Annotated in this window: 16 protein-coding genes; 5 read left to right on the top strand and 11 right to left on the bottom strand. The window is 60.7% G+C overall.

Annotated elements, in window-relative coordinates:
• Window positions 1-193 precede the first annotated feature (193 nt).
• The 4 genes from P353_RS06210 to P353_RS29015 all read left to right on the top strand — a co-directional run bounded on the left by P353_RS06210 (window position 194) and on the right by P353_RS29015 (window position 4,845).
• Window positions 194-2,086, top strand: coding sequence for a PHA/PHB synthase family protein (locus P353_RS06210; protein WP_034366816.1), 1,893 nt, complete (start codon window positions 194-196; stop codon window positions 2,084-2,086).
• 145 nt (window positions 2,087-2,231) lie between these two features.
• Window positions 2,232-3,413, top strand: a complete 1,182-nt coding sequence (locus P353_RS06205; RefSeq protein ID WP_034366813.1) for an acetyl-CoA C-acetyltransferase — start codon at window positions 2,232-2,234, stop codon at window positions 3,411-3,413.
• 260 nt (window positions 3,414-3,673) lie between these two features.
• Entirely contained in the window at window positions 3,674-4,411 is a 738-nt protein-coding gene (gene phbB, locus P353_RS06200) for an acetoacetyl-CoA reductase (RefSeq protein WP_034366810.1), read from the top strand.
• Window positions 4,412-4,512: 101 nt separating this feature from the next.
• Entirely contained in the window at window positions 4,513-4,845 is a 333-nt protein-coding gene (locus P353_RS29015; protein ID WP_155643006.1) for a hypothetical protein, read from the top strand.
• A gap of 3 nt (window positions 4,846-4,848) precedes the next feature.
• Here P353_RS29015 and P353_RS30155 read toward each other — a convergent pair whose 3' ends face one another.
• The 6 genes from P353_RS30155 to P353_RS06175 all read right to left on the bottom strand — a co-directional run bounded on the left by P353_RS30155 (window position 4,849) and on the right by P353_RS06175 (window position 12,423).
• Entirely contained in the window at window positions 4,849-4,971 is a 123-nt protein-coding gene (locus tag P353_RS30155; protein ID WP_255498844.1) for a hypothetical protein, read from the bottom strand.
• A gap of 178 nt (window positions 4,972-5,149) precedes the next feature.
• Window positions 5,150-7,198, bottom strand: a complete 2,049-nt coding sequence (locus P353_RS06195) for an ABC-F family ATP-binding cassette domain-containing protein (RefSeq protein ID WP_034366807.1) — start codon at window positions 7,196-7,198, stop codon at window positions 5,150-5,152.
• Window positions 7,199-7,297: 99 nt separating this feature from the next.
• Window positions 7,298-8,311: a Bug family tripartite tricarboxylate transporter substrate binding protein gene (locus tag P353_RS06190; RefSeq protein WP_034366805.1), complete on the bottom strand. Its 1,014-nt coding sequence runs from the start codon at window positions 8,309-8,311 to the stop codon at window positions 7,298-7,300.
• Window positions 8,312-8,349: 38 nt separating this feature from the next.
• Window positions 8,350-9,570: an acyl-CoA dehydrogenase family protein gene (locus P353_RS06185; protein WP_034366803.1), complete on the bottom strand. Its 1,221-nt coding sequence runs from the start codon at window positions 9,568-9,570 to the stop codon at window positions 8,350-8,352.
• Between the two features lies 1 nt (window position 9,571).
• Window positions 9,572-11,209 (bottom strand): class I adenylate-forming enzyme family protein, encoded by a 1,638-nt coding sequence (locus P353_RS06180; protein WP_420093372.1) that lies wholly within the window; start codon window positions 11,207-11,209, stop codon window positions 9,572-9,574.
• 233 nt (window positions 11,210-11,442) lie between these two features.
• A complete protein-coding gene (locus tag P353_RS06175; protein WP_034366800.1) occupies window positions 11,443-12,423 on the bottom strand; it encodes a LysR family transcriptional regulator in 981 nt (326 codons plus the stop codon).
• 182 nt (window positions 12,424-12,605) lie between these two features.
• Between P353_RS06175 and P353_RS06170 the strand changes: the two genes are divergently transcribed.
• Entirely contained in the window at window positions 12,606-13,466 is an 861-nt protein-coding gene (locus tag P353_RS06170) for a ferritin-like domain-containing protein (RefSeq protein ID WP_034366797.1), read from the top strand.
• Between the two features lie 193 nt (window positions 13,467-13,659).
• Here the strand turns inward: P353_RS06170 and prmB are convergent, their stop codons facing one another.
• The 5 genes from prmB to dapC form a co-directional block, all read right to left on the bottom strand.
• Window positions 13,660-14,607, bottom strand: a complete 948-nt coding sequence (gene prmB / locus P353_RS06165; RefSeq protein ID WP_034366795.1) for a 50S ribosomal protein L3 N(5)-glutamine methyltransferase — start codon at window positions 14,605-14,607, stop codon at window positions 13,660-13,662.
• Window positions 14,604-15,803, bottom strand: coding sequence for a succinyl-diaminopimelate desuccinylase (dapE, locus tag P353_RS06160; protein ID WP_034366791.1), 1,200 nt, complete (start codon window positions 15,801-15,803; stop codon window positions 14,604-14,606). The genes prmB and dapE overlap by 4 nt, the downstream gene beginning before the upstream one ends.
• A 49-nt stretch (window positions 15,804-15,852) precedes the next feature.
• Window positions 15,853-17,022, bottom strand: coding sequence for a PilT/PilU family type 4a pilus ATPase (locus P353_RS06155; protein ID WP_034366788.1), 1,170 nt, complete (start codon window positions 17,020-17,022; stop codon window positions 15,853-15,855).
• 199 nt (window positions 17,023-17,221) lie between these two features.
• A complete protein-coding gene (dapD, locus tag P353_RS06150) occupies window positions 17,222-18,055 on the bottom strand; it encodes a 2,3,4,5-tetrahydropyridine-2,6-dicarboxylate N-succinyltransferase (RefSeq protein WP_003054847.1) in 834 nt (277 codons plus the stop codon).
• Window positions 18,056-18,136: 81 nt separating this feature from the next.
• Window positions 18,137-19,342 (bottom strand): succinyldiaminopimelate transaminase, encoded by a 1,206-nt coding sequence (dapC, locus tag P353_RS06145; protein ID WP_034366786.1) that lies wholly within the window; start codon window positions 19,340-19,342, stop codon window positions 18,137-18,139.
• Window positions 19,343-19,391: the final 49 nt, after the last annotated feature.

The following is a 19,391-nucleotide window of genomic DNA, read 5'->3' as shown; positions in this document are numbered from 1 at the left end:
AATGAGCCAGAAAGCATGCTGGCTCCGGGTTGTTTTGTGTCAAAACAGCTTCATAACGGCGAAATGAAGCCGCTTCTTGTCAGAACTGCCTGGCACATAGGTGACAATGCCGCCGTGTGAGCCGTATTGCAGATTCCGCAAGCGTCCCCAGACCCTGAGATCGCCGGTCGCTTGCCTTGACTAGGATGTAAGCATGAATTTTGACCCGAGCTGGGGCCAGGCTGGCCAATCCATTCAACAATTCTGGCAGGAGCAGTGGAGCAAAAGCCTCCAGACGCTTCAGCAGATGCAGTCCGGTGCTCCCATGGGGCTCAGCGCCATGCCGGGTCTGGGCGCTGCACCCAACCCCTGGGCTTCCGTCATGGAGGCCATGCAATCGGCCATGCCCCAGGTGGCGGCCGGCTCGGCTCAGACGGTTCAGTTCGATGCTCCCAAACTGCAGGGGTTGCAGCAGGAATACCTGCAGTCCGTGCAGTCGCTGGCGGATGCCAAGCAGGTTCAGGACCTGCTGGCCAAGGACAAGCGCTTCGCCAAGCCCGAATGGAGCGCCAATCCCGTTGCATCGATGGCTGCCGCCAACTACCTGCTGGGCAGTCGCATGCTGACCGGTATGGCCGAAGCGGTGCAGGGCGATGAGAAAACACGCAATCGCGTGCGTTTTGCGGTCGAGCAATGGGTGGCAGCCATGGCGCCCAGCAATTTTCTGGCGCTGAACGCCGATGCGCTCAACAAGGTTGTTGAAACCAAGGGTGAAAGCCTGGCTCAGGGCATTGCCAATCTGCTGGCCGACATGCGTCAAGGTCATGTCTCCATGACCGACGAGAGCCTGTTCACCGTGGGCAAGAACGTGGCGACCACCGAAGGTGCGGTGGTTTTCGAGAACGAGCTGTTCCAGCTCATCGAATACAAGCCGCTGACTGCCAAGGTATTCGAGAAGCCTTTTCTGATGGTGCCGCCCTGCATCAACAAGTTCTACATTCTGGACTTGCAGCCGGACAACTCCGTCATTCGCTATGCCGTCAGTCAGGGGCATCGCACCTTTGTGGTCAGTTGGCGCAATCCAGACGAAAGCCAGGCTCACAAGAGCTGGGATGACTACATCGAAGATGGCGTACTCAAGGCAGTGAGCACGGTTCAGGATATCTGCGAGGCGCCGCAGATCAATGTGCTGGGTTTCTGTGTGGGCGGCACCATGCTCTCCACTGCCATGGCGGTGCTGGCAGCACGCCATGCCCGCGAGCATGGGCAGCCGCAAGCGGCCAAGCCCCGCAGCCGCGCTGCGGCAGCAAAGACAGGCAGCAAAACTGCTGCGGCCAAGGTGGAGGCCCATGTTTTTCCCGTCGCCAGCATGACGCTGCTGACCACGTTGATCGACTTTCGCGATACAGGCATTTTGGACATCTTCATCGATGAAAACATGGTGCGCCTGCGTGAGATGCAAATGGGCAAAGGCGGGCTGATGAAGGGCCAGGACATGGCATCCACCTTCAGCTTTCTGCGCCCGAACGATCTGGTCTGGAACTATGTGGTGGGTAACTACCTCAAGGGCGAGACGCCGCCGCCATTCGATCTGCTTTACTGGAACAGCGACTCCACCAATCTGCCCGGCCCGTTCTACGCCTGGTATCTGCGCAATCTCTACCTGGAGAACAATCTGATCAAGCCCGGCGTGTTGACCGTGTGCGGCGAGAAGATCGACATGAGCCAGCTCAAGATGCCGGTCTATATCTACGGCTCGCGCGAGGACCATATCGTCCCTGTTGCGGCGGCCTATGCCTCGTCGCAGGTACTGAGCGGTGAGCGTCGTTTCGTGATGGGTGCGTCCGGCCATATCGCCGGCGTCATCAATCCGCCGGCCAAGAACAAGCGCAGTCACTGGCTGCGCGAGGATGGCCAGTTTCCTGAGGCATTCAACGACTGGCTGGCCGAGGCCACGGAGTATCCGGGCAGTTGGTGGATGGACTGGAGTGCCTGGCTTGGCAGCCATGCAGGCAAGCAGATCGCGGCTCCCAAGAGCTACGGCCGTGCACGTGCCTATGAAGCCATCGAAGATGCTCCGGGTCGCTACGTTCTGTCAAAAGCCTGAGCGAGGCCTGGGGCACAATCAGTTCCATATTGCGGTGCAGCAAACAAGGCTTGGACCGTGATAGGAAGCGGCGGGTGGCACGATGAACAGGATGCAACCCGCACGCATGCATCACTTGTAAGAAACCTAGAAAGGTTCGTCAGCAATGGAAGACATCGTTATCGTTTCCGCCGTTCGTACGGCGGTGGGCAAGTTCGGCGGCTCTCTGGCCAAGATTCCTGCAACCCAGCTGGGTGCGACCGTGATTTCCGAGGCTCTGGCCCGCGCCAAGGTGGGCAAGGATCAGGTCGGTGAAGTCATCATGGGTCAGGTGCTGACGGCGGCGGCCGGGCAGAATCCTGCGCGTCAGGCCATGATGGCGGCCGGCATTGCCAAGGAGACACCTGCGCTGACGATCAATGCCGTCTGCGGCTCCGGCCTGAAGGCCGTGATGCTGGCGGCTCAGGCCGTGGCAACCGGAGACAGCGAAATCGTGGTCGCCGGCGGCCAGGAAAACATGAGCCTGTCGCCCCATGCAGTGCCCAATTCGCGTGACGGCCAGCGCATGGGTGACTGGAAGATGGTGGACACCATGATCGTGGACGGTCTGTGGGATGTCTATAACCAATACCACATGGGCATCACTGCCGAGAACGTGGCCAAGGAAAAGAACGTCAGCCGCGCGCAGCAGGATGCGCTGGCGCTGGCCAGCCAGCAAAAGGCTGCGGCTGCGCAGGACGCGGGCAAGTTCAAGGATGAAATCGTTCCCGTGAGCATTCCCCAGCGCAAGGGGGACCCCATCGTGTTCGACAGTGACGAATACGTCAACCGCAAGACCAATGCCGATGTGCTTGCAACCCTCAAGCCCGCTTTCGACAAGGCCGGTTCTGTGACGGCCGGCAATGCCTCGGGTCTGAACGATGGCGCCGCCGCAGTGGTGGTGATGACGGCGGCCAAGGCCAAGGCACTGGGCCTCAAGCCTCTGGCCAAGATCGTGTCTTACGCCACCAGCGGCCTGGCTCCAGAGGTCATGGGCCTGGGCCCGGTCTACGCCACGCGCAAGGCGCTGGATCGCGCCGGCTGGAAGGCTGCCGATGTGGACCTGTTCGAACTCAACGAAGCCTTTGCCGCACAGGCCTGCGCGGTGAATCTGGATCTGGGCATTGACACTGCCAAGGTCAACGTCAACGGCGGTGCCATCGCCATCGGTCACCCCATTGGTGCATCGGGCTGCCGCATTCTGGTGACGCTGCTGCATGAAATGCAGCGCAGCGGTGCCAAGAAGGGCCTGGCCGGCCTGTGCATCGGCGGTGGCATGGGTGTTGCTATGGCTGTGGAAGCCTGCTGAGGCTTCAGGATTGCAGACTGCTCCGGTGCTCCTGAAGACCGGCGCAGTCTGAGAAGCCCGCTGATGCCAGCCTCCAATCGACCCTAGGGAAGATCACGAGGTAAACCACGGCGAAAGCGGGTTCATTCGGACCTACTCGATTGCATACTGGCATGGCCAGCGTGCAGGGTGTGTGGCGTTCAAAACGATAAGCAATTCCTAAGAATTTTTATCGTTGATAGTGTGATCGTGAAATAACCATTGATTGACAGGAGAGATGAATGGGTCAGAAAGTAGCGTACGTCACGGGGGGCATGGGCGGTATCGGTACCGCAATCTGCCAGCGTTTGCATAAGGATGGCTTCAAGGTGATCGCGGGTTGTGGACCATCGCGCGACTATCGCAAGTGGCTGGACGAGCAGGCGCAATTGGGTTACACGTTTTTTGCCTCGGTCGGCAATGTGGGGGACTGGGAATCCACCGTCGAAGCCTTCAACCAGACCAAGGCAGAGCACGGCAGCATCGATGTGCTGGTCAACAACGCGGGTATCACCCGCGACCGCATGTTTATCAAGATGACGCCCGACGACTGGAAGTCGGTCATCGAGACCAACCTCAACTCCATGTTCAACGTCACCAAGCAGGTGGTGGCAGACATGGTTGAAAAGGGCTGGGGTCGCATCATCAATATCAGCTCGGTCAACGGCGCCAAGGGCCAGGCCGGTCAGACCAACTACTCGGCTGCCAAGGCGGGTATGCATGGCTTTACCATGGCTCTGGCGCAAGAGATGGCCGCCAAGGGCGTGACCGTGAATACGGTCAGCCCAGGCTATATCGGCACTGATATGGTCAAGGCCATTCGTCCCGATGTGCTCGAAAAGATCGTGTCGGGCGTGCCCGTCAAGCGTCTGGGCGAGCCTGCGGAGATTGCCTCCATCATCTCCTGGCTGGCTTCGGAAGAGGGCAGCTATTCCACCGGCGCAGACTTTGCGGTCAACGGCGGCCTGCATATGCACTAAGCCTTTTCAGGCATTCGGCAAAAAGGAGCTTCGGCTCCTTTTTTCATGTCGGTGCTGCTTTTCTCTGCAAGCCTGTGGGCAAAGAGCAGGACGAGGCTCAAATGACAAAACCCGCAGAGATCATTCATGCGGGTCTTGAGTTTCTGTGCCGCTTCGCAAAGCGGCTGGTGGGGCGTGGGGCAGTAAGGCTTGTAGGTTCTTTGGCCTATCAGTGCCGACTGCCCGGGCACCTGGCTGCAACGCACTGCGCTTTGGTCTGCACAGTGCTGCACGGCAAACGCTTAGCGCTTGCGATCGCGTTCGTCTTCGGGCCAGATGGACATGATGTTCGTGGTTTGCATGGGGAATCTCTCCTGTATGTCTGTTCAACGTCTGACAGATTCAGCTCGTTGACAGCTTTTTGGAAAATTTTTACCTGTTCGTTTATCCAGTGATCATCAGGCTGCGAATGCAGGGGCGCGCTTGCGATCGCGTTCGTCCCAGGGCCAAGCCATCAGAGACATAGCTGCTGCGGCCTTTGCAGGCTGGGCTTTGGCGGTGTCGGTAACAGTGGTGGTCATTGCAGTTCACTCCTTTGCGTGTTCAACGCCTGGCCTGAGCTGCAGGTTGACAAGAAGCTGAATCAACAGCGCAAGAAAATGCAACTCACGTTTGCTGATGTTGTCAGCAGGCGCTGTGCATCTTCAAAATGAATAGCGCCCTGCCTATGTGTATCAAGGGCAGGGCTCTTGCTGGGGCTTAGCAGGTTTCGGTCGTCAGGGCTTCGATCTGCTCGGAAAGCTCCAGCCAGCGCTCCTCCAATTGATCGATTTCAGCGTTGACGGCACTGAGCTGCTTGCCGGCTTCCACGATATCGCCGCCCGACAGGCCGGGCGTGGCCAGCTTGGCTTCCAGCGTGCTGCGCTCTGCATTGAGCTTGGGCAATGTCTTGTCGATCTGCTCCAGCTCCTTCTTGAAGGGCTTGGTCTTCTCGGCCAGTTGCTGGCGAGCTGCAGCGGCGAGGCGGCGGGCCTCCTTGGGGTCGGCCACGGTGTCGCTGGATGCTTCCGCTTTAGGAGCATCTGGCGCTTTTTGCGCAAGGGATTCAGGCAGATTGGGCTTGATTTCTTCCAGAGTTTGCACCTTTGGCGTGCTAGCGGCCTGCTGTTCGGCATTGCGTGCTTCTTCACGCAGGCGCTTGGACTCTTCGAGCAGATAGCGCTGGTAGTCGTCCAGGTCGCCATCGAAGGGGCCGACAACGCCGCGGCCAACCATCCAGAAGTCTTCACATACAGCTCGCAGCAGGTGGCGGTCGTGGGAGACCAGCATCACGGTGCCGTCAAAGTCATTGAGCGCCATGGCCAGGGCTTCGCGCGTAGCCAGGTCCAGGTGGTTGGTGGGCTCGTCCAGCAGCAGCAGATTGGGGCGTTGCCAGACGATCATGGCCAGCACCAGACGGGCTTTTTCGCCACCGCTCATGCTGCCCACAGACTGTTTGACCATGTCGCCGCTGAAGTTGAAAGTGCCCAGCCAGTTGCGCAAGTCCTGCTCGCGGCTGGCTGCAGGTGCGGCAGCGCCGAGTTCCTTTGCCAGGCGGATCATATGCTCCAGCGGGTTCTCGCCGGGACGCAGCACGTCTAGTTCCTGCTGGGCAAAGTAGCCGATATTGAGGCCCTTGCCTTCAGTGACGGTACCGGCCAGTGCCTTCATTTCGCGGGCGATGGTCTTGACCAGGGTCGATTTGCCCTGGCCGTTGGCACCCAGAATACCGATGCGCTGGCCTGCCAGCACGGAGCGGTTGACGCCCCGCAAGATGGTGGTCTGCTTGCCGTCTTCGTCTTCATAGCCGAAGCTGGCATCGGTAATCGCCAGCATCGGGTTGGGCAGATTGGCGGGTTCCTTGAATTCAAAGGTGAACTCTGCTTCGGCCAGCACCGGTCCGATCTTTTCCATGCGCTCGAGCTGCTTGACCCGGCTTTGTGCCTGCTTGGCCTTGCTGGCCTTGGCCTTGAAGCGGTCAATGAACTTCTGCAGGTGAGCCATTTTTTCCTGCTGCTTGGCAAAGCTGGCCGCCTGCAGCTCCAGCTGCTGGGCGCGCAGCTCTTCAAAGCGCGAGTAATTGCCGCCGTAGCGGTTGATCTGCCCACCCTGGATCTGCAGTGTGACGTTGGTGATGGCGTCCAGAAATTCGCGGTCATGGCTGATGACGATCATCGTGCCGCTGTAGCGCTTGAGCCAGGCCTCCAGCCAGACAAGGGCATCCAGGTCCAAGTGGTTGGTGGGTTCGTCCAGCAGCAGAAGATCGCTGGGGGCCATCAGTGCACGGGCCAGCTGCAGGCGCATGCGCCAGCCGCCCGAGAAGCTGTTGACGGGGTGATCCAGCTCGGAGACCTTGAAGCCCAGGCCCAGAATCAGGGCTTGTGCGCGCGATTCCGCATCATGTGCACCGGCATCGGCCAGATCCACATAGGCTTGGGCGATTTCCATACCATCGCCGGAGGCTTCGGCGGCAGCCAGCTGGGCGTTCAGTTCGGCCAGACGCGTGTCGCCATCCAGTACGAACTGGGTGGCAGATTCGTCGGTTTCCGGCATGTGCTGGGCTACCTGTGCCATGCGCCATTGAGGAGGGATGAAAAAATCACCGCCGTCTTCGCTGATGCTGCCGTTGAGCAGGGCGAACAGGCTGGACTTGCCAGCACCGTTGCGGCCGACAAGGCCGACGGACTCTCCCGGATTGATGGTGGTGCTGACTTGGTCGAGCAGGACTTTGGTGCCGCGGCGCAGCGTGATGTTCTTGAGACTGATCATGACTGGGGCCGATTATCCGCGAATGCCCGCAGACCCAGGAGCTTGCGGGATTGAGCAGACGGCAGCGGTGCACCGGTCATGGCGGCTCTGTCTGAGTCTTCATACCGCTTGAAGGCCTATGCGCTTCATCATGGTTTCGGTGAATTTCAGCTCGTGCTCGAACGCCTGGGTGTAGGCGGCGGAGTCCAGAACTTGCACCTTGCCGCCATCCATCTCCAGCATCTGGCGTACCTTGGGCTGGCTCAGCACCGCATCCATGGCATTGCGCAGCCTGGTGGTGACGGCTTCCGGCGTGTCCCTGGGCACTGACAGGCCGCCCCAGGAGCTCAGATGCAGGTTCTTCACGCCGGTTTCCTCCAGCGTGGGGACCTGGGGAAGCTTTTCATTGCGTTGCTCGCCGGCGACTGCCAGAGGGATCAGCCTGCCGGCCTGCACATGGGGGTAGGCGACGGAAAAGATAGGAGCCGCAAACACCACCTGCTGGCCCTGCACTGCATTGACCAGATCGGATGCCCCCTTGTAAGGCACATGCGTGGCCTTGATCTGCAGTGCCGAGAGCAGCAACTCCACCCCTAGGTGCGACGGCGTGCCCACGCCGCCAGAGGCGTAGTCGATATCGCGGGATTGGCTGGCGGCGACTAGGTCGGCCAAGCTGCGCAGTCCTGAGCCGGGGTGGACCACGAGCAGAATGTCCGAGCGGGACATGCCCATCACATGCCGGAAATCCTTGAACACCTCAAAGCCCGGGTTTTTGTACATGCGCATCGCGGCTGCCATGGGCGAGCCTGAATACAGCAGCGTGTAGCCGTCTGCGGCAGCGCGGGCGACCTGGCGCGCACCGATGTTGCCGCCTGCGCCGGGGCGGTTTTCGATCACCACAGGCTGGCCCAGTTGCTGACTCAGCGCTTCTGAGACGATGCGCGCGGCATTGTCCGGACCGGTACCTGCCATATAGGGAACCACCCATTTGATGGGGCGGCTTGGCCAGCTCTGGGCCTGGGCGGACAGACCGACAGCGCCCAGGCCTGCGGCGCCCAGATGGGCGCCAGCGATTCGCAGCCACTGGCGGCGCTCGCTGTTGCTGACAGAGAGGTTCAAGGGTTGCGTGCTCATTTTGTCTCCTGTTTTTATAGCTGATTGGTTATGTCTCGTTAGGGCGTAAGCAGTTCCTTGGCGATGGTGTTGCGCTGGATCTCGCTGGTGCCGGTGAGCACGCGGTACATGCGAAGCATGCGGAACAGAAATTCGACGCGACGGCCCTGGACAATGCCTTCACCACCGTGGATCTGCACGGCGCGATCGGCGATGGCAAAAGCTTTTTCCGAGCAAAACAGCTTGCTCATTGAGGCCTGGGCGCGTGCATCAATGCCCGCATCCAGCGCGCGGGCGGTCTGAACCATCAGCGCGCGGGCGGCCATCCAGTCGGTGGCCATATCGGCCAGCATGTGCTGTATGGACTGGAACTGGGCAATGCTGCGGCCGAACTGCTGGCGGCCCAGCGCATAGTCGCGAGCATCGCGCAGTGCGCACTGAGCCAGGCCCAGCATGGCGGGACAGTGCAGCAGGCGGTTGACGGTAATGCGCCCCAGGGCCAGGCCCAGGCCGCGACCCGGCTCGCCAATCAGCTGCGCCTCGGGCACGCGCACGGCGTTCAGATGAATATCGCCGGTGTGCGACTGCCCGGCCATGGTCTTGTAGCCGCTGACCACTTCCACGCCGGGTGCGGCCAGGTCCACAAAGAAGGCGCTGATCTCCCGTTCGGCGCTGTTCTGCGGGGCCGTGGAAGCCATGAGCACGGCAAAGTCGGCAAACGGCGATCCCGAGATAAAGCGCTTGCGTCCGGTCAGCACATAGTGCTGGCCTTCGCGCACAGCCCTGGTTTGCAGAGCGCCAGCGTCTGATCCGGCCTGGGCTTCGGTCAGTGCAAAGCAGATGGCTTTTTCGGCGCGCGCCACGGGCAAAATGAACTGTTCCATCTGAAAAGGCGTGGCCTTGCGCACCAGAGAGCCGATGCGCGGCGGGCCGCTGAGTTCGCCCAGCACATGAGGCGCGAACGGCGAGCCGCTGGCATAGATGGCTTCCTTGATCAGCACCTGGTCCAGCACCGAGAGTTCTTCGCCGCCCATGGCGGCAGGCAGCGTCATGCCGTAAAAGCCCAGCTCGCGCGAACGCTTCCAGACCTGTTGCAGCAAGTCCTTGCTGGCGCTGTTGTCATGGTCGATACCGTGCCTGCGTGCCAGCTCTGCCAGCTCACCCTGCAGGAAATCCTGCAGGGCTGCAATCAGCTCGGCGGCGTGCGGCGAGCCCTCAAACGGCATGGCGAGCAAAGCAGAGCTCGGGGATGCGGCTTGCATGGGGTCTTTGGCATTCATTTCAGTTCACCTTTCGGCTGTGATTGGCCCAGTAGGGCGCTTGCACGGTCTTGCGCATGACCTTGCCATTCGGGTTCTTGGGCAGTTGTGGCACGAACTCGATATGACGCGGGCGCTTGAAACCGCCCAGGCGCTCGGCGCAGAAGCGGTCGATGGCCTCGTTGATGCCCTCGTCACTGGGTGTCTGCCCGTGCTTGAGCACGATGTGGGCAGCCACGGCTTCGCCCCATTTGTCGTCGGGGATGGCAAACACACAGGCGTCTTGCACCGCCGCGTGCTCATGGAGCACAGCCTCCACTTCGGACGGGTAGACATTGAAGCCGCCTGAAATCACCATGTCTTTCTTGCGGTCCACGATGTAGACAAAGCCTTGCTCGTCCACACGGGCCAGGTCGCCGGTGTGATAGCGGCCGTTCTTCAGCACGTCGGCCGTCAGCTCGGGCGCACGCCAGTAACCGGCAAACACATCGGCGCCGCTGACCACGATCTCGCCCACCTCACCCAGGGGCAGGGGCCGGCCTTCGTCATCCACTACTTCCACGCAGGACTCGAGAAAGGGCCGACCGCAGGAGGCCAGCAACTCAGGCCTGGCGGCGCGGGCATAAAGATGGTCCTGCACGGTGAGTGCGCAGACGCCCGAGGTGGTTTCGCCCGCACCATAGCCCTGGCTGAGCACGGGGCCGAACACATCCATGGCTTGCAGAATGCGCGCCGGCGCCATGGGGGCTGCGCCATAGCCCAGGCGCAGCAGATCAGGCAGGGGACGGTAGCGGCCTGCGGTTTCTGCCAGCAGCATATTGATCATGGTCGGCACCATGAAGGTGTGGGTCACGCGCAGGCTGCGCATGTCTTGCAGAAAGCGCGCGGGCTCGAAGCTGCTGAACAGATGGATGGTGGCGCCTGTGCACAGGGCCGGCATCAGCTGCATGCCCGAGGCATGAGTGACAGGGCCAACCAGACCCAGGGTATGGCCAGCCTGCATGCCCTCGCCGCGCATCAGGAACTTGCGCAACTGGGCCAGGCGGTTGCCGAAGGTCTGCATGGCGGCCTTGAGCGTGCCCGAAGAGCCAGAGGTGTAGTGCAGCACGGCCACTTCGTGCTCATGTACGGATACCGCTGAAAACTGATCTGAGGCCTTTTGTAGTAAGCGCTCATAGCTATTATTTTCATTGTCTCCCAACAGCATCAGCCTAATCTGCGGGTTGCGTAGCTGGGCGCTAAAGCTCTCGGCACGCTCCGCCGTGGTGACGATGAGGGCTGCATCGCTGTTGTCGGCTATCTCGATCACTTCACGGGGTGACAGGCGGGCGTTGAACGGCGCCTTGACCAGACCGGCCTTGTAGCAGGCCAGCTCGATTTCGACGATTTCGGTGCAGTTGGGCAGGTAGATGCCCACGCGGTCGCCACGTTGCAGACCCTGAGCTAGCAAGGCATTGGCCAGGCGGTTGCTGCGCTGCTCCAGCGCGGCGTAGCTCAGGTTTTTGCTGGCGCTGGTCACCGCAAGGTGGCCCCCATACAGGCGGCAGCAGCGCGCAACGAGTGCGCCGACATTGGATATCGGGGCGCCCAGCACAGGGGAGCCCGGCACAGAGGCGGTAGGGGCGCCGGGCATATGGGCCGCGGGCAAAACAGTGGTCATGGGAAAGTCCTTGTTGAAGCCACGCCGCACTCATGTGCGGCAACTGTTTGGACTGTCCCAAAACGGAATGGATCAAGGAAATACCGTTTGCTTATCCATGGTCATCAGTATTTTTGATGGCTCTGAAAATCAATGACTTGCACCCGCCATGCCGGGTTTCAGGGTGCCGCGCTGCGGGTTTGTCCCGTTCCTGTGGGCGGCTGGCAGCTGTGTTCATCGTGCTTGGCTGTGCTCTACGCCGGTGCGTAGTCCCAGCGGGCTGGCCAGCGGCCCTCGCCGATCATGGCCTGGACCTGTAGCAGCAGGGCGTCCTGAACCACCTGTACCGCAGCATCTTGGGCGCGGCCGGGCTGGCGCGCCAGATAGTAGCGTCGTTGCAGATCGGGATTGCAGACTCTGGCCACGATCCAGGCGCTGTCAGCGTTCTGGGGCTGTGGGCTCTCTGCCACCGAGCAGGCGGGGCTGAAGGTAAAGCCCCCGCCGCATTGATAAAGCGAGCGAATGACGCGGGCCGAGTCATGCTCGTGCACGATGTTCAGACCGAGCTGCAGATCGCTGGCAGCCTGTTCCACTGTCTGGCGTATGGAAAAGCGCCGAGACTGCAGCACCAGTGGCTGTGCCGCAGCATGGGCAAAGTCCAGGCAGGGCGTGTTTTGCGCCGCGCTGTGTCGATAAAGCAGGGGGGCGACTTCGCCCTGTGCGTCATGGCCGCAGAAATAAATGGGCTCGGTGGCCATGGGCTGCACCTGCAGGCCCTGCAGACTGGCGGTGTCGACCAGAACGCCCAGATCGGCGCGACGCTCCAGCATGGCTTTTTGCACCATCAGGCTTGAGTCATCGAGCACAAACACCCGTATGCGCGGGTGGCTCAGGCGCAAGCTGGCAATCACCGGCCCCATGAGCAGGCCGGTCAGCAAGAACGGCATGGCAATGCTGACCGAGCCTTCCGGCCCCATTGGCAGGCGCTGCAGACGTTCGCACATGGCGTCGGCATCGGAGAGCAGGCGGCGCGCATCCTCGTACAACCGGCTACCAGCGGGCGTGGCCGTGACTCCCGCATAGGTTCGCTCCAGCAACTGGACGCCGAGCTCGGACTCCAGCTTTTTGATCTGCGCCGTCAGTGCCGGCTGGGCCACATAGAGCGAATGAGCTGCCCGTGAGATCGAGCCTGCCTCCAGCACGGTGATGAAATAGCGAAGCCCGCGAAGATCCATGGTTGCAACTCGAAAAAATCAGCTTGAAGGCCGGTGTGAAAGCCTGTAGAAGGCTATTTGAAGAATTGTTAGTCTCCTGTAATGTCGGCGTAATCTGACATGGCGTAAGGCCCAAATGTCGACAAGATGGCATATCTCTAAGTCTGAAGCCCGACAGATTCAGTATGTCGGTCCTACAACTGATGCAGCAAAACGTGTCCTTCTCATCACCTTCAACCACCCCGAGCAGAAACGGCTCTGCCCACTGGCGCATTGAAGACATTGACTTCTCTGCCATTGATCGCAGCGCCATAGAGCGCAATCAGGACCTGTTCTTCTTGCTGATGAGCGCCTCGTTCATCGAGACCGGCTCGGATACCTACGCGGCCAACCTAGCCGAGCATTACGCGGCCTGGCCCGAGATCGCGATCTGGCTCAAAGATCAGTGGGAGAGCGAAGAACTGCAGCACGGACGCGCGCTGCGGGCCTATGTGGAAGCCGTGTGGCCGGAGTTTCCCTGGCAAAAAGCCTACGACAGTTTTTTCGCCGAATATTCGCAGCTGTGCACCATGGAGGAGCTTTACCCGGACCCGCGCCTGGAAATGGTGGCGCGCTGCGTGGTGGAGACCGGCACCACAGCCTACTATCACACCTTGCGCGAACTCAGCGATGAGCCGGTTCTTAGTGAGTTGCTAGGCAATATCCGCAACGACGAGGTCAACCACTTCAAGCATTTCCTCAAGTACTTCAAGGAGCTGCAGAAGCAGTCGCCTGTGGGCCGCACGCGCATTGCCAAGGCACTGTACGGCCGCCTCAAGGAGTTGCGAGAGAGCGATTCGGATATCGCGCTGCGTCATGTCTGGGCGCACAAGGGCTCTTATTTCGCCGATAGCAGCACTCGTTTCGAAGACATGGCCCAGCGCATTTACGAGCTGGTCAGCCGCCGCTTGCCTGCCGACCTGGCCGTGCGCATGCTGCTCAAGCCCATGCTGCTGCCAGCACGCGTGGAGGGTATGGTGCGCACACCCATCTCGAAGCTGGCGACACGCATGATGTCGTACTGAGTCTTGCTGCAGCAAACAAGCCCGACCGTCGAGGCTTGACCCTCACGCTACGTCAGGCCTGAAGCTGTGCTCTTTGTTGAACAAGCAAGGAGTTTCGCGATGACTACGATTGTTTGCCCCAGCCCCTCGGCCCTGCGTGTTGCCATGGCACGCGCCATGGAGCAGCCTGTGCTGTGGATGCGGGACAAGGAACTTACAGCTGCAAGGCGGCGGTATTGCCCTCGGACCAGTGGCGCAGCGCCTCTTCGGTAATCAGCAGCACCTGCTCGTCACCGGAGCTGGTGTCGAGCCAGAACACGGGCAGATCGGGGAAAGCTGCCTCGAAGTACGGCTTTTCATTGCCGATCTCCAGCACCACCACGGCGTCCTTGTTCAGGCGCGCTGGCAAGTCCTCTAGCAGTTGGCGGATGAAGTCCATGCCGTCGGCGCCGCCGGCCAGGGCCAGCTCGGGCTCGGCCTGGTATTCGGCAGGCAGCTTGCCCATGCTGTCGGAGTTCACGTAGGGCGGGTTGCACAGTACCAGATCCCAGGGGCCGGGAACCTGGCTCATGCCGTTGCTTTCCAGCAGCGTCACGCGATCCTGCAGCCCGTGCTTGTCCACATTGATGCGGGCGACAGCCAAGGCATCGGTCGAGATATCGGCACCGGTCACCCGGACTTCGGGATAGGCCATGGCGGCCAGGCAGGCCAGAGACCCGTTGCCGGTGCATAGGTCGAGCACCTGCACGGTCTTGTCGGACAGCCAGCCGTCAATGCTGCCATCGGCCAGCAGCTCGGCGATGAAGCTGCGCGGCACGATGGAGCGTTCGTCAATGTAGAAGGGAACACCTACCAGCCAGGCCTCGTTCGTCAGATAGGCGGCGGGCTTGCGGCTGCGGATACGTTCTTCAAAAAGAGTAGCTATCTGCGCTTGTATATCAAGGGATACAGGCTGATTTTCCACGGATTCCGGAGCGCCAGGAGTGAGCTCGCTGTCCAGGGGCAGGCCCAGCTTCCAGAGCACCAGCCAAGCCGCTTCGTCTTCAGCCGTGGCCGTGCCATGGCCAAAAGCCACGCCGGCTGCTGTGAGAGCCTGAGCGCCGCTGGCAATCAGTTCGGCAATGGTGTTGCCTGAAATCGGGGGGATGCTGGTGTTGCTCATGCGGTCTGGGGTGCGGTCTGCTGGCGCTGGAGTTGTTCCAGAGTCTTGCGGTAGATGTTTTTCAGTGGCTCGATATCGGCCACTGCGATGTGTTCGTCGATCTTGTGGATGCTGGCGTTGGGCGGGCCCATCTCGATGACCTGAGGGCATATCTGGGCGATGAAGCGGCCATCGCTGGTGCCGCCTGTGGTGGACAGCTCGGTATCGAGTCCGGTTTCATCCTTGATGGCGGCTTGCACGGCCTGCACCAGGGTGCCCGGCGTGGTCAGAAAGGGCTGCCCGCCCACGGTCCAGACCAGCGAGTATTCGACGCCATGACGGTCCAGGACCTCATGCACGCGTTTTTGCAGGGAGTCGGAGCTGGACTCGGTGCAGAAACGGAAATTGAAGTCGATCACTACATGGCCGGGAATGACGTTGCTGGCGCCCGTGCCGCCATGGATATTGCTGATCTGCCAGCTGGTGGGTGGGAAGAACGCATTGCCGCGGTCCCAGACCGTGGCCGCGAGCTCGGCAAGTGCAGGCAGGGCCTCGTGAATGGGGTTGCGTGCCAGTTGCGGATAGGCGATATGGCCTTGCACGCCGTTGACGGTGAGCTTGCCGCTCATGGTGCCGCGGCGGCCGTTCTTGATCATGTCGCCGGTCTGTTTGACCGAGGTAGGTTCGCCCACAATGCACCAGTCCAGGCGCTCGCCGCGTTGGCGCAGCTCTTCGACCACCACCTTGGTGCCGTCAATCGAGGGGCCTTCCTCATCGCTGGTCAGCAGCAGGGCTATGTCGAAGGCGGGTTCGGGCGTGGTCTGCAGAAACTCTTCCAGTGCCACGACAAAGGCGGCGATGGAGGTCTTCATATCGCTGGCCCCGCGGCCATAGAGCTTGCCGTCGCGGTGCATGGGCACGAAAGGCGGACTGGTCCATTCCTTGAGCGGGCCCGGCGGCACCACATCGGTATGGCCGGCAAAGACCAGCACAGGCCTATCAGAACTGATAGCGTCTTGTGCAGATTGATTCTGCGCTGGATAGCGCTTTGCCCACAGGTTTTGTACGCGGAAGTCTGCGGGGCCGCTATCCAGGCGCTCGCAGGTAAAACCCATGGGTGTCAGGGCATCGGCGAGCAGCTCAAGGCAGCCAGCATCTTCGGGGGTGACGGAGGGCAGGCTGATGAGCTGCTCGGTCAGTTGCAGTGTCCGGGACATGGAGGGGCTTCAAACTAAAACAATGCCTAGGCCGCCTTGGCTGGCGGCTTCAGGCGGTTCTGACATCCAGGGTGATTTCCGTGAAGGACGGCATATCGTCATCGCCGGGCAGAATCACATCGGTGACGGCCGAGGCGTTGGCAGCAGTGGCCGCGTGGCTGGCGTCATTATCCATGCGCCACATCAGATTGGTGGGCGAGTCGGCATATGCCAGCGCTTCACTGCGCTCAATTGTGCCACTGCGCACCAGGGCTGCCAGTGCGTCCTCGAAGGTCTGCGAGCCTTCGGCCATGGATTTTTCCATGGCCTCCTTCACGCCACCGAAGTCACCCTTGACGATCATGTCGCTGATGAGCTTGGTATTGAGCATCACCTCCACGGCCGGCACGCGCGTGCCGCCGACGGTGCGGACCAGGCGCTGGGAGATCACCGCCTTGAGCGAGGCAGCCAGCTCGCCCAACATGCTGGGGCGCACTTCCTCGGGGAAAAAGGACAGGATGCGGTTGAGCGTGTGATAGCTGTTGTTGGCGTGCAGAGTGGCCAGGCAAAGGTGACCGGACTGGGCATAGGCCAGCGCGGCCGACATGGTTTCGCGGTCGCGGATTTCGCCGATCAGAATGACATCGGGTGCCTGGCGTAGCGCATTCTTGAGTGCGGTCGCGAGGGTACTGGTATCGGTGCCGATCTCACGCTGGTTGACAATCGATTTCTTGTTGCGAAACTGGTATTCGATGGGGTCTTCCACCGTGAGGATATGGCCGGTGAGCTTTTCGTTGCGTTCTTCGATCATGGTCGCCAGCGTCGTGCTCTTGCCCGAGCCCGTTGCACCAACCACCAGCACCAGGCCGCGCTTTTCCATGACCAGTTCGCTGACGATGGCGGGCAGATTCAGTTCATTGCGCGACGGAATCTGATACGAGATAAAGCGTACGACCACCGCATAGGAGCCACGCTGGCGCATGGCGCTGATACGAAAACGTCCTATGCCGCTCATGGGAATGGCCATGTTCAGCTCGCCGGTCTGCTTGAGCTCTTCGATGGCTTCGGGCTTGACGACTTCGGAGAGCAAGGCCAGCGGAGCTTCGACCGGCAACTCCTGATTGTTGATGGGGATGCAGATGCCGTTGATCTTGATCAGCGCCGGCGCACGGGCGGAGAGATACACGTCCGAGGCCTTTTTTTCGGACATCAGACGCAGAATTTTTTCCATGGTGCTCATTTTTTCTTCATCCTTTTTCCCTCAGCGCTCTTTAAGCGCGCATGTTAGCGCGTGTCAACTCGGCGCAGACCGCGCTTGATGCGCAAAGCTGATCTCCGGCATGAAAAAAGCCTGCACGCTCGAGAGCGGGCAGGCTTGTGAGCGGGGGCGGCCACGGCAGTGTCTGCATCAAGGCAGAGCAAGCATGGCCAGGGGCTCATCAGTCGCGCAGCAGGTCGTTGATGCTGGTCTTGGAACGGGTCTGTGCATCCACACGCTTGACGATGATGGCGGCATACATGGAGTAGTCCTTGCCATCCTTGGTCTGCTTGGGAATGTTGCCGCTGACCACCACCGAACCGCTGGGCACGCGGCCGTAGGTGATTTCGCCGGTTTCGCGGTTGAACAGAGGGGTGGACTGGCCGATATACACGCCCATGCCCAGAACGGAATTCTCTTCCACGATCACGCCTTCGACCACTTCGGAGCGGGCGCCGATGAAGCAGTTGTCTTCGATGATGGTGGGGTTGGCTTGCAGGGGCTCAAGCACGCCGCCCAGGCCCACGCCGCCCGACAGGTGCACGTTCTTGCCCACTTGAGCGCAGGAGCCCACGGTGGCCCAGGTGTCGACCATGGTGCCTTCGTCCACATAGGCGCCGATGTTCACATAGGAAGGCATCAGGATGGCGCCCTTGGCGATGAAGGAGCCGCGACGGGCCACGGCAGGAGGAACGACGCGCACGCCGGTGGCGGCGATCTCGGCTTCGCTCATGCCTTCGAACTTGGTGGGCACCTTGTCGAAGAAGTTCAGGGCGCCGCCGTTGATCAGGGCATTGTCCTTGAGACGGAAGGACAGCAGCACGGCCTTCTTGATCCACTGGTGCACCGTCCATTGACCCACACCTTCGCGGGTGGCCACGCGCAGCTTGCCGTCGTTGAGTTCGGCAATCACGTGCTCCACGGCATCCACCACTTCCTTGGGGGCGGCGGAAGGCGAGATATTGGCACGGTTGTCCCAGGCGTTGTCGATGATGGATTGCAGTTGTTGCGTCATGATGTTTTCGGTCAAGGATCGAAAGTTGAGGTGAATCGTTGAGTCATGAAAGGCCTGCACTTAGCAGGCCTTGGATGTGGATCAGCGGGTACGGGATTCGATGAATTGTGCAATACGCTGGGCGGCTTCAAGGCATTCCGCCGTTTCGGCCACCAGAGCCATGCGAATGCGATTGGCGCCGGGGTTGAACCCCTGAGCCAATCGCGCAAGGTAGCTGCCTGGTAAAACCGTCACGCCTGTATGAATATACAGCTCTTTGGCAAATTGTGCATCATCCATGCCCAACTCCGGTGGAATGCCGGCCCAGAGATAGAAGCTGGCATCGGGCAGCTTCACATCCATGACTTTGGAGAGCACGGGTGTGACCTGCGCAAACTTCTCGCGATAAAGGCGGCGGTTTTGCTGCACATGGGCTTCGTCGCCCCAGGCAGCAATCGATGCCGTCTGCACCACGGGGCTCATGGCGCCGCCGTGATAGGTGCGATAGAGCAAGAAGGACTTGAGCAAAGCAGCATCACCCGCTACAAAGCCGCTGCGCAGTCCGGGCACATTGCTGCGCTTGGACAGGCTGGTGAACATCACCAAATTCTTGAAGTCATGGCGGCCCAGCTTTTGGGCGGCTTCCAGGCCGCCCAGCGGGGCTTCTTCCTGGAAGTAGATCTCGCTGTAGCACTCGTCGCTGGCAATCACGAAGCCATGCTTGTCGGACAGGGCAAACAGCTTCTCCCATTCGCCGAGCGGCATCACGGCGCCGGTGGGGTTGCCGGGCGAACACACAAAAATCAGCTGTGTGTGTTGCCATACCTCCTCGGGCACTGCATCCCAGTTGACGGCAAAGTTACGCTCGGCATCGCTGGCGGCGTAATAGGGGGTGGCTCCGGCCAGCAGAGTCGCGCCTTCGTAGATTTGATAGAAGGGGTTGGGGCAGATGACGCGCGCACCAGCCTTGGTGTTGTCCACCACGACCTGGGTGAAGGCAAACAGTGCCTCACGCGAGCCATTGACGGGTAGAACCTGAGTTGCAGCATCCAGCTCGATGCCGTAGCGCTGGTTGGCCCATTTCGCACAGGCCTGGCGCAAGGCCGGCAGGCCGGCGGTGGCAGGGTAAACGGACAAGCCCTGCAGTTCGCTGCTCAATGCTTTTTCAATGAACTCCGGCGTGGCATGACGTGGCTCTCCAATACCCAGACTGATGGGGCGCAGCCCCTCAGGTGGCTGAGCCGAGGCAAACAGTTGGCGAAGACGTTCAAACGGATAAGGCTGTAAGCGCGAGAGCAGGGGGTTCATAGGTACATATTATGGGCTGATGCCATTTTCGCATGAGAAAACAGCGCTC

This window comes from Comamonas testosteroni, assembly GCF_000761245.1.
Taxonomy (GTDB): Bacteria; Pseudomonadota; Gammaproteobacteria; order Burkholderiales; family Burkholderiaceae_C; genus Comamonas; species Comamonas testosteroni_C.
The sequence above is the reverse complement of the archived record's forward strand: the minus strand, read 5'-3'. Positions and strand labels throughout refer to the sequence as shown.